General features: G+C 38.3%; 17 protein-coding genes and 2 tRNA genes. 11 read left to right on the top strand and 8 right to left on the bottom strand.

Annotated features, from left to right (window positions below):
- On the top strand, positions 1–885 hold the full coding sequence (locus H0W64_06960) for a CBS domain-containing protein (GenBank protein ID MBA3661448.1): 885 nt from the start codon (positions 1–3) through the stop codon (positions 883–885).
- Here the strand turns inward: H0W64_06960 and H0W64_06955 are convergent.
- Both H0W64_06955 and H0W64_06950 read right to left on the bottom strand, forming a co-directional pair.
- Positions 872–1,738, bottom strand: coding sequence for a hypothetical protein (locus H0W64_06955; protein ID MBA3661447.1), 867 nt, complete (start codon positions 1,736–1,738; stop codon positions 872–874). The genes H0W64_06960 and H0W64_06955 overlap by 14 nt on opposite strands.
- 134 nt (positions 1,739–1,872) lie before the next feature.
- A complete protein-coding gene (locus H0W64_06950) occupies positions 1,873–2,046 on the bottom strand; it encodes a hypothetical protein (GenBank protein MBA3661446.1) in 174 nt (57 codons plus the stop codon).
- A 117-nt stretch (positions 2,047–2,163) separates the two neighbouring features.
- Here H0W64_06950 and H0W64_06945 point away from each other — a divergent pair, with 117 nt between their 5' ends.
- From H0W64_06945 to H0W64_06935, 3 genes are read left to right on the top strand one after another with little or no spacing between them, the layout of a single operon-like run.
- Positions 2,164–2,580: a cupin domain-containing protein gene (locus H0W64_06945; protein MBA3661445.1), complete on the top strand. Its 417-nt coding sequence runs from the start codon at positions 2,164–2,166 to the stop codon at positions 2,578–2,580.
- Positions 2,561–4,264 carry an alanine racemase gene (locus tag H0W64_06940; GenBank protein ID MBA3661444.1) on the top strand — a complete coding sequence of 568 codons (1,704 nt, stop codon included), beginning with the start codon at positions 2,561–2,563 and terminating at the stop codon, positions 4,262–4,264. Before H0W64_06945 ends, H0W64_06940 begins: the two co-directional genes overlap by 20 nt.
- A gap of 3 nt (positions 4,265–4,267) precedes the next feature.
- Positions 4,268–5,296 carry a hypothetical protein gene (locus tag H0W64_06935; protein MBA3661443.1) on the top strand — a complete coding sequence of 343 codons (1,029 nt, stop codon included), beginning with the start codon at positions 4,268–4,270 and terminating at the stop codon, positions 5,294–5,296.
- Between the two features lie 178 nt (positions 5,297–5,474).
- Here the strand turns inward: H0W64_06935 and H0W64_06930 are convergent, their stop codons facing one another.
- The gene (locus H0W64_06930; protein ID MBA3661442.1) at positions 5,475–6,782 is read right to left on the bottom strand and encodes a hypothetical protein; all 1,308 of its coding nucleotides are present in this window, start codon (positions 6,780–6,782) and stop codon (positions 5,475–5,477) included.
- Between the two features lie 143 nt (positions 6,783–6,925).
- Entirely contained in the window at positions 6,926–7,612 is a 687-nt protein-coding gene (locus H0W64_06925; protein ID MBA3661441.1) for an HAD family hydrolase, read from the bottom strand.
- A 451-nt stretch (positions 7,613–8,063) separates the two neighbouring features.
- Here H0W64_06925 and H0W64_06920 point away from each other — a divergent pair, with 451 nt between their 5' ends.
- From H0W64_06920 to H0W64_06900, 5 genes are all read left to right on the top strand, one after another.
- On the top strand, positions 8,064–8,285 hold the full coding sequence (locus H0W64_06920; GenBank protein MBA3661440.1) for a KTSC domain-containing protein: 222 nt from the start codon (positions 8,064–8,066) through the stop codon (positions 8,283–8,285).
- Between the two features lie 944 nt (positions 8,286–9,229).
- A complete protein-coding gene (locus H0W64_06915) occupies positions 9,230–9,943 on the top strand; it encodes a DUF3865 domain-containing protein (GenBank protein ID MBA3661439.1) in 714 nt (237 codons plus the stop codon).
- The gene (locus H0W64_06910) at positions 9,940–10,695 is read left to right on the top strand and encodes an N-acetyltransferase (GenBank protein ID MBA3661438.1); all 756 of its coding nucleotides are present in this window, start codon (positions 9,940–9,942) and stop codon (positions 10,693–10,695) included. Before H0W64_06915 ends, H0W64_06910 begins: the two co-directional genes overlap by 4 nt.
- 529 nt (positions 10,696–11,224) lie before the next feature.
- A complete protein-coding gene (locus H0W64_06905) occupies positions 11,225–12,343 on the top strand; it encodes a hypothetical protein (GenBank protein MBA3661437.1) in 1,119 nt (372 codons plus the stop codon).
- Positions 12,344–13,248: 905 nt separating this feature from the next.
- On the top strand, positions 13,249–13,365 hold the full coding sequence (locus H0W64_06900) for an HTH domain-containing protein (GenBank protein MBA3661436.1): 117 nt from the start codon (positions 13,249–13,251) through the stop codon (positions 13,363–13,365).
- Positions 13,366–13,956: 591 nt separating this feature from the next.
- On the opposite strand, the gene H0W64_06895 is transcribed toward H0W64_06900, so the two are convergent.
- The 4 genes from H0W64_06895 to priA all read right to left on the bottom strand — a co-directional run bounded on the left by H0W64_06895 (position 13,957) and on the right by priA (position 16,911).
- Entirely contained in the window at positions 13,957–14,562 is a 606-nt protein-coding gene (locus H0W64_06895) for a class I SAM-dependent methyltransferase (protein MBA3661435.1), read from the bottom strand.
- A gap of 101 nt (positions 14,563–14,663) precedes the next feature.
- Positions 14,664–14,737 (bottom strand) — tRNA-Arg (locus tag H0W64_06890).
- 49 nt (positions 14,738–14,786) lie between these two features.
- Positions 14,787–14,870, bottom strand: a tRNA-Leu gene (locus H0W64_06885).
- Positions 14,871–14,922: 52 nt separating this feature from the next.
- Positions 14,923–16,911, bottom strand: coding sequence for a primosomal protein N' (gene priA / locus H0W64_06880; protein MBA3661434.1), 1,989 nt, complete (start codon positions 16,909–16,911; stop codon positions 14,923–14,925).
- 77 nt (positions 16,912–16,988) lie between these two features.
- Between priA and H0W64_06875 the strand changes: the two genes are divergently transcribed.
- Both H0W64_06875 and H0W64_06870 read left to right on the top strand, forming a co-directional pair.
- Complete coding sequence (locus H0W64_06875; GenBank protein ID MBA3661433.1) at positions 16,989–17,876, top strand: hypothetical protein; 888 nt, start codon at positions 16,989–16,991, stop codon at positions 17,874–17,876.
- Positions 17,876–18,343, top strand: a complete 468-nt coding sequence (locus H0W64_06870; protein MBA3661432.1) for a thioesterase family protein — start codon at positions 17,876–17,878, stop codon at positions 18,341–18,343. The genes H0W64_06875 and H0W64_06870 overlap by 1 nt, the downstream gene beginning before the upstream one ends.
- Positions 18,344–18,627 lie beyond the last annotated feature (284 nt).

The following is an 18,627-nucleotide window of genomic DNA, read 5'->3' as shown; positions in this document are numbered from 1 at the left end:
ATGGTCGATGACCCAGACGAGCAACAACAAAAATTAAAGCAACGTAGTTGGTTTGAACGTATTGCAACGCTACTCGGCCGTTTGCCCAAAGATCGTGAACAACTCATGATGATGCTGCGCGAAGCGGGAGATCGCGATGTTTTGAGTACCGAAATGCTAGGGATGATTGAAAGAATTTTGCAAGTATCTGAAATGCAAGTTCGAGAAGTCATGGTGCCCAAAGCGCAAATGGTTATTGTGCATAAAAATCAAAAACTCGATGAAATTTTACCCATTGTCATTGAATCAGGTCATTCGCGTTTTCCAGTTTTTGACGCGAAAAGTAAAGATATTATTGGCATGTTGCTCGCTAAAGATTTGTTACGTTATTGTTTTAATAAAAAAGAACCCTCTTTTCAATTAAGTCAGCTCACTCGTAAAGTTATGTTTACGCCCCAAAGTAAACGTCTTGATATCCTCTTGCGGGAATTTCGTATCAACCGCAACCATATTGCAATTGTTTTAGATGAATATGGACACGTAGCGGGTTTAGTAACAATTGAAGATGTCCTTGAACAAATTGTGGGTGAAATTGAAGATGAATATGACGTGGATGAAGAAGATACTCAAATCAAAAAATTAGATGATGGTGCATTCATTGTTAAAGCATCAACACCCATCGAAGAATTTAATCACTATTTTCATACACAATTTTCAGATGATGAATTTGATACCCTTGGGGGGATTGTGTTGCAAGCCTTTGGTCATCTTCCTCACCGCGGTGAAACCATTCGTATTCAAAATTTCCGCTTTAAAGTATTACATAGCGACAATCGTCGTTTGTATTTATTGGAACTGAAGATCAGCGCAAAAAAGAGCAATAAGAGCCATGTCATTTCATCTTAAAAGCCCAGCAATATTTAGCTTGCTGGGCTTTTAAATTAATATTTAGGTCGAATCTCAGGATCCGTATCCATACCGAAGACTTCGCCAGTCTATTATATAAATTTCCGACACAAGTGAAAAAAGATGATGACGTTGATATCATGCTTTCTGATACTTGAGACTGAGACTCTTTAGGCTTAGGATTACGATCTAGCATCGTTAAGACACAATCATCATCACTTGGATTCTGTACATCAGATAACTGTTGGTGATGACGATTCAAATATTTTTTATCGGTAGCACAAGTATAAATATGATTTTGTAAATGCATTGCACGATGTTCATCGCCAAAAAAATCCATAATGGGTAAGACGCGTCCATATAATTTTAATAATTGGTCTTTGTTAGCATCATTCAAACTATCATTTGAAAATTTTAAAAATGGTTCAAAATTTAATCGTGTTGCATCAAAAGAAGTTCCCCACCGCTTCATGGATTCTATGATGCGATGAAAAGCAATTCTGCTTTCATCATTACTAGCAATGATGTCATCGCCTGTTTTAATAAACGACACAGCAGTTTTATGACAACCGGGAGTTACATCAACTTCCGCGTGACAGGTTTGCGGGTAGGAAGGCAAAATTGGAGCCTGACAGGCAATATCTGGCAAGGGTCTATTGGTAAATAATACCAGTAAATTGGCCATATTTTTACAATCGGTTAGATCAGCAACCGATGCTGCGAGTGTCTTTTTCATCCCCATGGACAAATCACTGTTAACACTTGAAATAAAATTCCCCGGGACAGGTTCTAAAGATGCAATGTTAATCGTCAAACGATCTGGTGAGATCTGTTTTAATTTTTGGCTTAACAAAAATGCCGCCACACCGCCGCGACTAAAACCATAAACATTAAGAACGATCGGCTCTTCGCTTTGATTAATGATGCCTTGAATTTGTTTTGCAACTTCTAAAACTTGTCTTTCTAAGTTAAAAGAAAAAATTTCCCCTAAATCACGATAATAGAATTATCAATTCCGCATCCCGTAAGGCATATCGAAATGTTATTCTCGTCTTTCACCGTTATTTCATTTAACAAAGCTGCAAGCGTTATCACGCCCACATCGGGTACATCGTTATTGTCATCAGTGCCATTAAAATATACTGAAATCGTCTTAGCCATATTTACCACTCCCCCAACTAATGAACCATTAATTCAAGCACTAAAGATACTGACTAACAAGCCAGATTTAAAGTTTTTTTAAATCGTGTAGTATTGACCAGCAAAGGAAATTTAAAAATGAAATACGAAATATTTAAAACCATTCCGCATCGACGGGTAGTGAGCAAACAAGGTAATGACGAAGAAATTTTTGATCTTTATCAATGTGGATTATTTAACAATCATGCTACTGAGGAAAATGTTGAATTAGTCGCATTGCAACCAGAGTCAGCGTACCAAACGCATTATCATGAAGAAAGTGCTGCTGTAATCTATATCATTTCAGGTATAGGAATTTTTCAATTAGCAGAAAAATTTATCAATTACAAACCAGGCATGCGTTTTACTATTCCTGCGGCTGTGTTACATGGCTTTACCACTAAAACTCATACTTTATTCCTTAGTATTCAAAGTCCTCCTATTATAAATACTGATAGTGGCAACATAGATTTGCATTATCAAAAAGGAGATATCCATGCCAAAAAGTGCGACTAGCGGAATCCCTACCAACATGGGCTTAGATCACGTCGGAATAGTTGTACCCGATGCTAAGCAAGCCACAACCTTCTTAATGGAAGTTTTTGATGCTGAATTTGGTTGGGAAGTGAAACGCGATGCCACCCCAACCGCTGGGATGCGTGGCTGGTCAACCCTTTTTGATGTGCACCCCGATGCTTACATGCCGCATGTCATCATGTTGAAATGTGGGGCGCATCCTCTAGCCCAATATATTGAAATTTTTGAATGGAAGACACCTGATCAACCTTCCAGGCAGGGTGAAAATGGATGGCATAAATTTAGTGATATTGGTAATAGTTATATTTCATTTACCGTTCAAGATCTTGACCAAGTTATCACGCACCTTAAATCCAAAGTTATACCGAAATGGCCAGGAGTACGATTAATTCAAGATCCGCCTATGCAATTTCCCTTACGCGGCGAGGTTTGCACCTCCACCTTTCTTGTTTCGCCGTGGGGAATGTGGATTGAACTCACTTGTTGGAGTAAATCGAAAACACTCGGTACCCTCATTAAAGCGCAGCAACGATCCATCAATAATCAATACGTCGGTCAATCAATTTTTGAATTGCCCACGCCTGCTTTTTTAGTAGATTTAGATTGTGTCGATCATAATATCAAGCTCATGTCTGCACGTATGTTAGACAAAAATGTTGCATGGAAAATTCCCAGTAAAGCTCATAAATGTCCTGACCTTGCGAAATATATTCTTAATCACAGCAGCGCAGATGGAGTCGTATTACTAACCCTCACTGAAGCTGAACTTTTTGCAAAAGCAGGCATTGATAACATTTATCTTGCCAACCAAGTTGGGACAGAAGCGGACCTTAAGCGTCTTTCCTTATTAGCTAAACAAACAAAACGTTTATGTGTTGCAGTCGATGACGCCGATTACCTTCATCATTTAGCAACTGCGGTTCAACAATGGGAAATCCAGACGCCCATCCACGTGTTGATTGAAGTTAACGTCAACCATCATCGCTGCGGCGTAAACACTGTGAGCGAGGCAGTTCACTTAGCGCGACTCGCAAAACAAATCGAAATAACGACAGGAGCGATTATTTTCGATGGGATTACCGGTTATGAAGGTCATACACCCATCCTACCTCCTTCTACCAAAACGCATGAAACACAATTATCACATAACATCTTAGCTGCTGTTAAAATTGCCATTGAATCAGCAGGGATATGCGTTAATGTCATTAGTGGTGGCGGCAGTTGCAACTACATAGATTGCCTTCAAACGGGCGTATTAACTGAAATTCAAGCAGGCGGTGGTGCACTGGGTGATTTGCTTTATTATCATCAAGCTAATTTAAAAGATTATGATCACCAAATGGGGTCATTAATCCTCACGCAAATTATTAGTGTGCCCACTGATCAAAGTCGAGCAATCGGAAATGCAGGCTTTAAAGCAGTAGGATGGCATCCTTTTGGGGGATTGCCAGCTCCTCGCGATCGGCAAGATTTACGGGTTATCGGTTTAAGTGCTGAACATACCAAATTAGAAAGTGTTACCCCGCCTGCTTCAGTCGATCTCATGCGCGGTGATAAAGTTGTGCTTATTGCTGCGTATACCGATGCGTTAGGTTTTTTGCATAAAAAAATTTACGGTATTCGCAATGATTACGTTGAAGTGGTTTGGGACATAGCGAGTTAGCCAATGAAAATGCCCATCCTGCTCGAAAAAATGATGTTTGGTTTTGTAGAAAGCCAGATACTCTTTGTCTGCGACGAATTAAAACTATTTGATGACTTAATCACTGAAGGCCCAGCCACACTTGAGCAATTAAGTCAGCGCATGGGCTTGCCCCTTTCTTCCTTAGAACGATTATTAATTGGTGCACACTGCATCAAGTTGTTAGAAAAAGAGGGTCCTTACTACAATGTGAACGCAATTTGGATCCCTTTTTTATCTCGTAGCAGTGACCATTATTGTGGTGGGAAATTTACCCATTACTTCAAAACGAGTTATAAAATTTTTGATTTTTTATTACCAGCTGTCAAAACTAATCAACCCCAATGGGAAAAAATAGGTAAAGAAGCTATAACCCAGAGCAATCTTGATGCAGTTTATATCGATCATATTTATGAAAATGAACAATCCACCACAGATTTTTTATCCACCATGTGGGCTTCCGGGTATAACGATTCTGTTGATTTATGCCATCAATTTACATTTAAAGGTTGCAAAAAATTGGTTGATTTAGGCGGTGCAAATGGATCATTTGCTATCGCCGCTCTGCATAAAAATCCTGATTTAACGGCTGTAATCATGGATTACCCGCATGTTCGAAATGCTGCAGAAAAGAAGCTGACAGAACATCATTGTCAATCGCGAGGCACATTTTATCCAGGCAATATTTTTACAGATTCTTTACCCCTAGGGGATGTCTATTCAATTGGATATCTTTTATCAGATTGGCCAGAAAGTAGATGTGTTTCACTTCTACAAAAAGTCTACGATCATTTACCCCCTAATGGCATTATTGTCATTTTAGAAAAATTTTTTGAAGATGATAAATCAGGCCCTTATTTAACAGCTATGTTAAATATAACCATGCTATTAGAAATGCATGGCACGCATCGAAGCGCAACAGAATATGGCATTTGGTTACAAAATATTGGTTTTCAGCATATACAAGTTACTTATTCTGCGGGGGAAAAACATATGATTACTGCGATAAAATGAAATGGCCAAGTCCAATTTTTGAAAGTTACAGCTTTCCCCATGAGCATTCGCCAAATAATGTTAATGTCCATTCGTAATTTTTTATGATGTTCTCGTCAAAACTGGGACAGCTGAGATGTGCATAGCCGGAGGTTTTTTAGTCCAGCCCCTGCTAATCCTGATCCCAACAAAAATAATTTTATTGTTTACTGGTTAAAGCCCCAGAAAGTGGTTCTAGCGGTTGAGGCGACTGCTCTATTTCTTGCGTGGTAAAGTGATGCTCAAGCAAAACCATCCGTCGATACGCATAGCATAAGAACATACAAATTAATAAAGCGGGGGCGTACATAATTTTTTCGCGCATCGCAAGGCCGAGATTAGTACACATAATACTGAGACACATCATGCCGAATAAGAAATAAATCATTAAAAATTTTGTTATTCTAATGCGGCTAGATAAATCTCGCCAGTAAGCTCTATGTTTAATAAAATAGAGTATCCACCACAAAAGGTAGACATTTTCAATTGAACTTACAATGCCAATAAAATTTCTTGCACCTATTCCCAAGGGTAAAAGTAAGTTGGCAAACACTAAATAAGGAATAAACAAAAACATTAAATACGGGTTGGACGTAGGAACAGGAATGCTAGAACCAATTGCCATGTAGCCTTGTTGACGAACAGCATATTCACCAATATTTTTTATAGTAGTAATGCCATTAAAATGCACCATTTCTGCATAGCTGCTCAAAAGTGGTGTTAGCATTGAAAAAAGCATGCATAGCGTACCCAATATTCCCAACTTATATTGTATTTTAATCTTGCTTCCTGCTAAGAGATAAAGAAATCCTGATACACCAAAAATAATGAAAAGATAAGGCCTGACCACAAATCCTAAAACTGAAGCAACAGCTAATGTTATCAAATTGGAGAATCCTAAACTGCCACGGACAATAACAAACAATGTCATCGTAATTGCTAAAAAGGCGAAATTGTCCTTAATGATCCCTGCGCTCCAGAATAAATAAGAAGGCCAACACATTAATAAAAATGCGGGATAAATTAATTGTTGTGGATCTATTTTGTAAAAAGGCTTGAAACCAGAAATTTTGTCGAGCAAGATTTTATAAATAACGACGAGGTAAGTTGAGGCAACTAAACCAATAGCGCCTGATATTAAAAAAGCCCCTAAAAAGGAGTCACCTAATAAATATTCTCTTGCATACCCTAAAACCATAAATGCAAACCAATAACCCACGCCTTGGTTTTTCATCGTGGCATTGGCAAAATAAAAACAAGAATCCGCACCATTTCTAACCGCGAATTCAAAAAGTGCATAAGCCCCAACAAAATGGCCCAATGCACTCAGTAATAAAATCAGACCGATCGACTTGAAGTTCAATTTAAATTTTTGTAATAAGTAGTAAGCATAGAATAATGCTAAAAAGAAAGCCGCTATGCCAATCGTGATGCCTGCAGGATCGAGCTCTTCATAATTACAATTCAAAACAAAACTTCCCTTTAAAATACGGTCGAAATGCGATGATAGTAATATAATCAACGGGTGAGGGAAATAGGAAGGAGTGGATTCAACTGCTGCTATTGCAACAAAGGATAAAAAAATATCTGTGTAAAATGAGTCGCAAAAAATCAGCTATGAGTCAGACTTCGTAAATGATCTTCTAGTCTCGCATCTGCATAATCAGAAATATGGAAAAAATCCCTATTACCTAGACTCCCTAGATCATCGCCAATCCCGAGAAAATCAATTCCAAGATCCATTGCAGCACGCTCATCCCAAAGTCTATCTCCTACATAAATTATTTTTTTGAAACAGGGCTTATTATAATGTTTTTGGGACCTTTCAATGGCCAGAGAGATAATACGCCTCCTCTCCACATGATCATCGCTGTGTGCTATGGGGATTGCTTGATAAGGTATTTGAGCTGATCGTAATTTCAAAAGTGCCGATGTTTTCCACCCACCCGTAGCTATTGCAATATCCCAGCCAAGTCGTGAAAGCCTTTGAAAAATCTCCTTAGCTCCATGGATGGGTAGACAATGGGAAGGATGGTTAGCAAAAGCACTTGCGAGGTAAGAAAAGAATTTAGTCTTTATCGATACAACTTCGGAAGTATGTGGGTTACGGTTCAATGTCGATTGAGTAATCTCAGCAAGGATGCCAGCATCGGTTGAATACTTATAATTTGCCCAGTTGGTATCCAAGGAATGAATTGGAAGAACCTCTAAAATTGACTTTTCAAATAGCAGTGAGTCAATATCATTAGTCTTTGTTAATGTCCCATCAATATCAAAAACTATTAATTTATGGGTCATTAGGTGAAATGGGCCTATTTTAGAGTTCTAGAATTATCGCCTGCGATAGTTTTAACAGCAAGCCTAAATAAATCTCAGTTAGATTTGTAGCCCAAGCACGTCAACAATTATTGATAGGCTTCATTGAATGCGTTATGCAAGTATATCCAATTTTTTGGGAGAAGTTTTTTCTAAGTAAACAGTTGAGCTTCAATGTTAAATAACCGGATTACCTTAGAATAAATGACTAATCACTGTCGGAATGTCTCTTCTTGTATTCTACCTGCAAGGCCGCTTAATGCTTCTTGCACTATATTTTCAAATCCAGCAATGCCATTTTCTATGGTGATGACCAGTTAATGTGCAACATAATGCGCCGCCTTTGGAGATAGCACCTGATATATAATATGACTAAGACCCAGATTATCTTTTCCCCAAGTCATTTCGTTTAATTTGGAGAGGGTTTTTTCGAATACTTAAGTGGATTCGACTTCAGTCATCAGTGATCTCCGCTAGCGTATACTGCGGCAGTTCATTGTATATCCGCTTTATTGATCATGATGAATATGAATACCTTAATGTGCCTAAAAATATTTATGATAAACTTCTTAGCGCACCCTCTGCGGGGCAATATTTTAATATTTATATCAAACCCTATTATCAATACCAACAATTGCAGCACAACCAAAGTTGAATTTATCCAACCTTAAAACTTCGGTGGCAAATCACTTTTTTTAAGGTTAATGATCGAAGCTTTGCCAAACTATTCAAACCTTTTTGTGCAAGCCAAATTGTCGTCTCCCCGCATTCGGGATCCCGTACTTTAAAAATGATTCTTTCCGAGGGGGTATAAACCGGGGGACCAGGGACTAGTTTTAGTCTAGTGCCCGAGTACCTCTAGACATCCACCAGTGATGGTAGAGCGTGAAATTTTCTAGCTAAACCTCAAAAGAAGTAGTATTAATTCATTAAAAAAAGGGGGGGTAATAATGGCCGGAAAAATTCCTACATGATCTATACCAATGATTATATCAGTATGTTCATCAATTTTTAAAACCATAAATAAAACACACCTAAAAATGATTGACTATTACATAGCTGGCTATGTATATTTATAACCCTTGCAGAATGATGCAAAATTTGAGCGTGACACTTAAATTGTTGAAAATGATTATTTAAAAAAACTATATCAATGTTTACTACTTTTGCACTCATATTTTTAATTAAAAATTCTTATGCATTGAGAGATTTTCAATTGGAAAAAAATAAACAACAGGTCATTGAAGTTTATGACAAGACTATCAACCAAAAAGATTTTGAAGCTACCTCGTTATATCTGGTTCCAAGGTATACACAAACATAATCCAACAGCAGCTGATGGCTCTGAGTATTAAGGGCTTTTATCAGCTCCTACGTGACAAATATCCTAATGCTCATAGTGAAATGAAGCGGGTATTCGCAGAAGGGGATAATGTTATCCTGCATGTGCAGTCAATTTGAGAGCCAGATACTTATAGTCGCGCCCTATTTATTTAAATTAGAAAACGGAAAAAGTGTTGAGCACTGGGATACAGCTCAAGATATTCCCGAAAAATTTGCAAATTCCAATCAAATATTTTAACCCCTCGCGAGGCTTTTATGAATACCGAAATTACTTTATCGAACCAAATTGATAATACCAATTATCAGTTTACATCTAATGTAAAAAATCAATTAAGAAATCTAAGCTTATTCTCCGAGGAAGCTTTAGAATGGCTGATGATGGAGCATTATCAATTTTCTTTTAGAAATACTAGTTTTTTACTAACCGCAGTTAACACAACAAAGCAATTTAACGAGAAAGGCGTTTCTGACGAGTTGCTACGAAATTTTAATGAAGAAAAAAATCATGCCGCGATCTATAAAAAAGCACTATTTGAAATTGGAACGGATGTAGATAAACGCACTGAATTTACTCCAACGACTGCATTTTTTGAAACTATTTCACACTTAATTTCTAATTGTCCTTCCTATACACTTGGGGCTATGTACGCAACTGAGACAGCCGCAATATTTGAACATGAAGTGTTTCACGATATTTCAAACGAAGTTATTAAGCGAAGAAAACACCTTTGGGAAAAATCGAAATTGAAAGCATTTCATGATATGCATTTGAATGGTGTAGAACAAGGTCATAAAGATGGCCTCGGTATGTTTGTTGATATTGCGAAAGAAAATTATTACATGTCGCACGAAGCACTTAGTGGTCTTTTTATTAAGAAACGAGAAATTTCTTTAGGAGCCAATCAAGCTATCAATTCGATGACAATTTGGTGGGATGCATTACTTAAGCATGCAGAAACTTTAAAATGAATGATGCAATTATAGATCGACACGCTGAGTACAATATTGTTAATGGTATTGAACAATTAAACTTAATTAAAAATATTATTGCATTACGAAAAAGAGTTTGGCCTGACTTCATTCGTCTCGCTGATGACATTATTTTTAAAATTTATAAATTATATCCCGACTTCCAAGTAAGCTTATTAGATAAGAACAATGAACTTATTGCTATAGCAAATTCGCTTCCTATTATAGGGAACAAATCGTTAATTGATCTTTCCAATGACGGAGTGAGTTGGGTCATTAATACAGTTCTTGATGAAAATTATGACGTTAATTTAGCAAATATTTTATGTGCTATATCAATTACAGTTAGCGATAAATACCGTAATCGGGGAATAAGTAAAATTCTTCTTCAGTATCTTAATCAAATCAAACATAGCAAAAAATATACTTCTCTAATTGTACCTGTCAGGCCAAGTTTAAAATGTTTATATCCTTTAATTTCTATTGATAAATATATTAAATGGAAAAATAAGGCAGGTCTTATCTTTGATCCTTGGTTAAGAACTCATATCTCCGTTGGTGCTAATATTTTAAATGTTTGTCATCGCTCTGCTTTTATTACTGCTACGATAAGCCAATGGGAACAATGGACAGGATTGTGCTTTCCAGATGATGGATCTTATATTATTAAAAATGCACTAGTCCCAATAGAAATTGATTTCATGAATAATCAAGGAACATACATCGAACCTAACGTTTGGGTTAGTTATTAATAAGAATAATTTAACTTTAGAATTTAAAGTAACAACTTATTTGGCTATAACTGAGACTATACCCTGTAGTTGATCGTACTGTGATGCTTCCTATTGCTCCGCCTAAAGCTGCATTACTAGAAGGTTATTCTGATTGGCTAACTGAACTTAAGCAAATGTGAGGCTGAACGTCTGCGTATCATTATAGCTAGCAACATAGGAATGATCATGCTTGGGTATAGGGCAAGGCATTTTTGAAAACAACAAGATCGAGGATGAGGGGTAAAAATTATTGATCGCCTAGCTTTTGACTTGCGCGAACAATTACTTGAAATGAATAATTTTTCTCCACGTCATCTTAAATACATAAGAGCATTTCCGGCCATACCTCAAACGGACATTTCTATTTTGAAATGACACACAGATAAAAAAGAAAGAGAGTTGCAATTTAACGGGTATAAATATATTTTGCTCCTAGCAAAAATAACTACATTTATGTAATTAGTTAAACTTTTACAATCTGGAGTGTTAGAAAATCGAGGGCTATTGAATGCTAAATAGAAAAATAAACGTTACAGATGAGAACAATGAAATTTTATGGCAAAAGAAAGGTGACTTTGCTGATGTAAGCTATAAAAATCAACAAGTAGTGTATGATACAACGAATCCGGATTCTAAAATTAAACAACTCAAAGTTGTCGGCCACCGCGATGGCGATATTATTATCGCATTCAAAACCAAAAAGCCGCAGTTTGATACAATCACAAATGAATTGGTGAATAAAGGGTATTTAGCCCCTGATTTTAATGATAAATCCCTTGGTATTTATAGAATCAACGTACCTAATATTAATTTTTTAACTTCTTTTCTACAAACTTTGGGTGCTATTGAACCTTCAATCAATACGATTGCACCAGAAATTATTGTAAGCGTTAAACCATACTCTAAAGAAGAGCCCACGATACCAGGCTGGAATAAAAGTGGTTCTTTTGCCAATACTTATTCTTATGGCGCCGAGTTAAATCGCTGTGAAACTTATACAAGCACCTTACCAGATGCAAAAATAAAAAAATTGAAATTGCTGGGTTATTACAGTGGTGATATTTGTATTTTTTTGAATTTACAAAAATCACAATACGATGCAGTTATTGATCCTTTAGTCGCAAATGGTTTTACTAAACCAGATTTTATCTACAAAGACTGTGGATTTCATAAAATCGACATCCCAAATGAAGCAGCTTTAAATCAGTTTTTAAATATCATTAGTGCTGTTGAACCATCAATAAACACCATCACTAACAATATTAAGCAAAGTTACACCGCTGTAAAAACCAATAGCGATAACAGAAGCGTTTTTGATTTACTACAAAGTAATGATGATATGGATATCGATGGGATCGGATTAGGATTCGGTGGTTTAGGTGGCTTTGACTCAGCTTATGGTTTTGGCGCTGGCTTAGAAAGATTAATACTCGAGATTCAGCTAGCAGAATTACAATTGTTAACAGAGGCAGTACCTAGTAAATTCAGCAATAACACCTCTTCTTTCTTTGGAAATTCTGCTAAGAAGTGTCGAGACATCGACAATGAAAAACTTATTTCAGACGAACAGATAGCTGCAAGTGCCTTTGGCCAAGCGTCAAATACAGCAAGAAGAATGGGTCATTAGAAGTTCGCTTCTCCCGCCAAGTCGTTTTTGGCGGGAGCTAGTTAGCTGTAGCGTCCTGATTTAATCGTGTAGTGTTTTTCTGATAGTGATTACTCAATTACTTTATCGACAATAGGAATAGGTGGGTTAATTGTGATACTATTTGGGATGATTGAGATTAGCTTTTTTCTTATCATTTGCTCTATTCCAAAACCAATCTTGCTTTTCTTTAAGCAACCCATTGAAGACATCTGAAAAAGTTTTTCCAAGCTCATATCGAGCAAGCTGTAGATCACTCAAGGCAATGTAGGTTTAGGCATCAGTAACCACACTATCAATAAGCTCGTCAAAATAGATGGAGCAACAGTAGCGAGAATAATTTTCCAATAGGTCGTGCTCATTTCAGCATAATAAATATTTAACAGCCTTCTTGCGGCATTCGTCGCTTCTCGCAATTTGTTAATGTCGGGCTCAGTTTCGCTAAACGCCGTCCGCGCAAGCGATTTTCCAATATATCCGGGGTCATGTGCTTAACTTCATTTTTTAAGCAGGCATGAATATCATTACCTTTTCTTCCAAAGAAGAGAACTGGATAACTTCTCGTGCAAATTCTTTTACAAATTTAGCAATATCAACGCCTTGCTTCGCTGTGACTAATGGTCTTCTGCAATGCGATCATAAAGAACGACATACTTATTTTGGATGACGCTTTTAAGTTTTTTGCTTTTGTTTATTTGTATAGTTTTAGTGTTTAGAAAAATCACTTTATCCAATACCAACAGATCACTTAATTAAAAGTTGATAGTCACCGCAACAAAGTGACCCACAAATTCTGTGGGTAACTTTGTGTAAATAGGTTGGTTAAAGAGGTTAACTGCAAAGCTAAAGGGATAATACTGTCAAAATATGGCAGTAGTGATTGAGTGATGAATAGAACTGAACGACTTTTAAATTTATTACTAATTTTAAGAGGTTATCGCTATCCTGTCAGCGGACAGCGTCTAGCAGAGCGATTAAAAATTAGCATTCGAATCATATCGTGATATTGCTACCTTACAAGTTCAAGGGCTGAAATCGAAAGAGAGGTAGGTATTGGATATATACTTAAACCAACTTTCTTTTTACCACCTTTAATGTGCACAAACAGAGATGGAATCTTTGCTTTTAGGTGCACGCTGGGTTATTCAATATCGAGATACGCCGTTATCAAAAGCTGCAACAGATGGTATTAAATAAAATACACGATGTTATACCTAATAATATAAACAATAATGCAAATGTTTTTTCATTACGTGTAGGCCCACCAGCATCAAAACTCGTGACAGAAGAAGACCTTTCTGCGCTAAGAGATGCTATTGCTAATCAAAAGAAAATTTACATGGTATACAAGTCAGAGAATGGCAAAGAAACCACACACATAGTCTGCTCATTCACCACTGGATACTTCACTAATGAACGCATATTAGTTGCCTAGTGTGACAAGAAAAAAAACTATCAACACTTTAAAATAAATCGTATTAGCGCGATTGAAATATTGAGCGAACACTATTCTGGCTCGAAAGATAAGCTCTTCCGCAAATGGCAGGTATTACAATTGCGCAAGCACTCAACGAGACGTAAATGATTATAAGCAGTTAGACCTTCTGCGCCACCCACGCAGTCGCATCACCACACTCTGGATCACGTACTTTGTGAACTAGTACTTCAAATGACGCATCTTGTAGAAGCTGGTTATATTCTTTTGTAGATAAAGAAGCATGGTAAAGTTCTTGTCCACCATTATTACTCCATACTTCTCCCTCTTCCTCACCAGAAGTGAACGCCAAAACCCCGCCATGTTTAGTATGTGCGCTAAATATTTTAAACATCTTCCGTTGACTATCTTGGTCAAGGTGAAAAAAACTATGCCATGCTAGAACTACATCAAATTGCTGGTTTAAATTAATGTTGCGCATATCCGAAATTATCCATCGTTCACTTGGAAAACGTTTTTTGCACAACTCAATCATTTTTTTGCTACCATCAATGCCGGTGATTTTGAAACCTTTCCCAATGAAAAATTGCGCGAGAGGTTCTCCAGTTCCACAACCTAAATCTAAAACCGAACCGCCGGCTGGAACAGAATTTACGATTAAATTAAGATATTCAGATTCCATAAGAGTTTTAGTACGAGCATCATCAAACCACTGCACGATTTCTTCATAGGATTCATAAACTCTTTCTTTGTTTTGCTTAGCCATATCCATATGCACACCAATGTAAATTTAAAATTTTGGTCACCAAAACTAAATATCTGGATTTTTCCGACAGCTTCTATTGAAAATTCCCTTATTAATCATACCGTCCCGGGGCGGATTCGAACCGCCGACCTGCCCCTTAGGAGGGGGCTGCGCTATCCATCTGTGCCACCGGGACTGATTCGTAAAATAAGGATGTAGAACGATACTAAGAATGAATTATGACATGCCGAGGGCCGGAATCGAACCGGCATGAAGTTTCCCTCACCGGTTTTTGAGACCGGCGCGTCTACCAATTCCGCCACCCCGGCAATGCACGCGCAAGTATAAGGAAGGTTATTAGCGAGGTCAATGCAATATGGTTCAAATCGTAACCGGGTCAACATCAATCGACCAACGAATGGTCGCGGTCAGATCCGACTGGCTGATGTAATCGCCACATAGGGCAAGATAGTGATGCAATAATTTTCGCTGACTTGTTTTGATTAATAACTGTTCGCAAAATAATCCTTTTCGTTTGGGCAGCAAAGGTGACATGGGTCCCAAAATTTCAACACCGGTCGGTGCTGGATGCTTTTTGATATCTTTTAAGAAGGCAATGGTTTTAGCGTGGTGATAACTCTCCGCACGTAATAGAGCAATGTGAGTATAAGGTGGAAGGTGACTATGTTGCCGTTGCGCTAATAATTTTTTGGCGAATACTGCATAGCCTTCGTGAATGAGCGTTTTTAACAGCGGATCATCGGGCTGATGGGTTTGAATCATGACGGTTCCTGCATCTTTACCGCGACCAGCGCGTCCAGCAACTTGTGTGATCAATTGGCCAATTTGTTCGGTTGCACGAAAGTCACTGCTAAAAAAACCGCTATCGCCATCGATGATTCCCACTAGCGTGACTTGCGAAAAGTGATGTCCTTTCGCAAGCATTTGGGTTCCTAACAAAATGACGGGTTCGCCCTGATGAATCTGATCTAATAAAATTTGCAATGAGCCTTTTTTTTGGGTGCTATCTCGATCGAAACGCAACAATGGAATGGTAGGGAAGTATTGTTGGACTAACTCTTCTAAACGCTCAGTGCCCACACCCACGGGTTTTAATCCATCCGCACCACACGCTTGACACATTTTAGGAGCTGGGTAGGCTTTGTCACATTGATGACAAATTAATTTGCCAGGTTGTAAGTGATAAACCAACCGTACAGCACAGCGCTTACATTCCATGACTGAGCGACACGCCGTGCAATATAAAAGAGGTGCATAACCCCGTCGGTTTAAAAAGAGCATGACTTGATTGCCAGCTTGCAAATGCGCGCGCATGGCTGCCAATAAAGGTTTGCTGAGACAATCAGAATTTTTAGTTTGCGACAAATCAATCATTTCAAAAGTTGGAAGGATGGCATCGCCTGCACGTTCATTTAAAATTAAATGAGTATAACGTTTTCGTTCAGCATTAAATAAAGTTTCAAGAGAGGGGGTTGCCGATCCTAAGATAATGGGAATGTTGCTAAAATTGGCTCTTACCACCGCTAAATCTCGAGCCTGGTAACGCATATGATCTTGTTGTTTGAAAGATTGATCATGTTCTTCATCAACAATGATTAAACCTAAATTCTTAAAAGGGGTAAAAATAGCAGAGCGTGTACCAATGACAATTTTCGCTTCCCCAGTTTTGGTTGCAAGCCAACCTACCATGCGTTCGCGCTCAGTCAAATTCGAATGAAGTGCGGCAATTTTGACGGGAAAACGTTCACTAAATCGGGCTAGCGTTTGAGGCGTTAAACTAATTTCGGGTAATAAAACTAAAACTTGTCGATCTTCTTTCAACAAGACTTCAATGACTTGCAGATAAACTTCCGTTTTGCCGCTGCCGGTAATGCCATCTAATAAAAAAGTTTGAAAGGTATGCTTCGCAGCAAGTATTTTATCGATCGCCACTTGCTGCATTACATTTAAAGGGGGGCGATCGATCGCAACACTTTGATGGGCGGGAAGTGACTTCACTTTGCTCAAGTCTTTCCCCTTCCGTAAATGGACCGGAATCGCTGCGTGTAATACTTCACCCAAGGCGGCTTGATAATAGTCGGCCGCCCAAGCGCATAGCTTGAAAATATCTGGCATTAGAATAGGTTCTGCATCTAAAACACTATGGGCGAGTTTTAGTTTATGCGGCAATACTGGAGTTTCGTTAACAATATTGATCAATATCCCTACAAGCTCGCGCGATTGGAAAGGTACTCTAATTCGCATGCCGGGCATTAAAGTACTGAAATCAATATCTTGCGGTGGAAGATAGTCAAATAGCCTACGTAATGGCGTCGGTAAAGCAATTCGAAGATATTGATTAACGCGCATTAGGGTAAAGCCTTCAGGATAAGTTAAGGTTCACGCTATAATAATGAGTAATTGAGAAGTTAAAAAGAGGCTTCGCCATGGGCATGACCATTTCTGAACCAGATTTAATGCTGGCACTCGAACGATTAATTAAACAAATGGTGCAACGCAACTTGTTACCAGGCATTAAACCTGAAGACGCACACACCTTAGCCAAAACGATTGCCGACACGCTAACGAAGGATCCTCATTTCAAAATGACAGCGTTAGATCTTGTTCGAGATCGGGGAATCAACGATGCATATAATGCAAAAGATGTTTTAGCTCTAATTTGTATGGCGCAACATTCGCAAAAAAATATGGATCCGAAAGATCGATTTGATATGCGCTTATTGTTTAAACCCGGCACTGAAGAAAATAAAAAAGAATTAATTAAACAATTAAAGAAAATGCTTTTACACTTTGTAAAAAATGATCCTAAACTTAAAAAAGCATATGAGAAAGATCCAGTCAAATTTGAACAGCGACTTGAAGAAGTTGCAAAGTTCTTGATTAACTCAAGAATTACGAATGATAAAGATAGCTTGCATGAAAATAAGGAATTGATAACTTTGATGGCGAGCACAAGCACGTTGCTAAGTGATCAATTGAAAGAACAACGGCTCCAATTTTATGGAACGGACACGCAAAATCCTGGCAGTGTTGCCCGCCCTGTATTAGGAAATCCATTTGGCAACATCATTGGCATGCTCGATCAAGAAACCGCGCCCACGCCTTCCTTTGCTGGAGATTCAAATAACCCTGATGCAGGCGTGCCCGATCCTTTGGGTTTAAAGTTTGCTGCGATATTAAATGTTATTTCCGCCAATGTTGATAACCCTGCCCTTGAAAAAGAAATGGTAGATAGTGGCCTCGTTCCTAAAAGCCCATCTTCCATGAGTCCTTTTAAAACAACACTTAAACCTAATGATCCTATGAGTGGTTAATGATGCAATCTGATCAACACAATCAATCAATGCTTGCCCAAGTTGCGCAAGCAGTTACGGCAATTCCTTTTAATCGCATGCTAGGGCTCACGCTTGATCATTTGAGTGCAACCGATGTCGAAATGCATTTTAAGATGAAAGAAGACTTAATTGGTAATATCTTCCACGGCATATTGCACGGCGGCGTCACCTCGGCTGTGCTTGATATGGCTGGTGGCATGGTGGTTATGGCAGCTTCAGCTGTGCGTCTGAGCGAGCGCTCAGTTGAGGAACAAATTGCGATAATGAGTAAAACCAGCACCGTAGATTTACAAGTTAGTTATTTGCGTCCAGGTAAAGGTGAAACCTTTATTGCGAAAGCATATTTACTCAAAAGCGGGCACCATTTAGCCTTTGCACGTATGGAGCTTTGGAATCAAGATCAAATCTTGCTTGCAACTGGAACAGGAACCTACGCGCTAAGATAATACGGGGCATTTCCTTTTCACGAGTCATCTTCAACCTCATGCCAAGACGATTACGCTATCCTTGCAAGGGATGAGCCTGCAATGAGTTAATCATTGCGGCAGGTAGGGAAGTCCCTCTTGTCTTTGCAAGCTTTGCAAGCAATCCTGGTGTATTAGGCACAACATGAACCGGGAATAAGTACTCTCTTCCCCAATTATGCTTCACCTTGGCTACAACTTTTCTTTCCTACTCGGCAACCAATGCATAGTAATCCACTTTATTTCGCGCAACACGTATACAATCA

The organism is Gammaproteobacteria bacterium (genome assembly GCA_013816845.1).
In the GTDB taxonomy this organism is placed as follows: Bacteria; Pseudomonadota; Gammaproteobacteria; order DSM-16500; family DSM-16500; genus Aquicella.
This window is presented reverse-complemented; position numbering and strand designations above follow the sequence as displayed.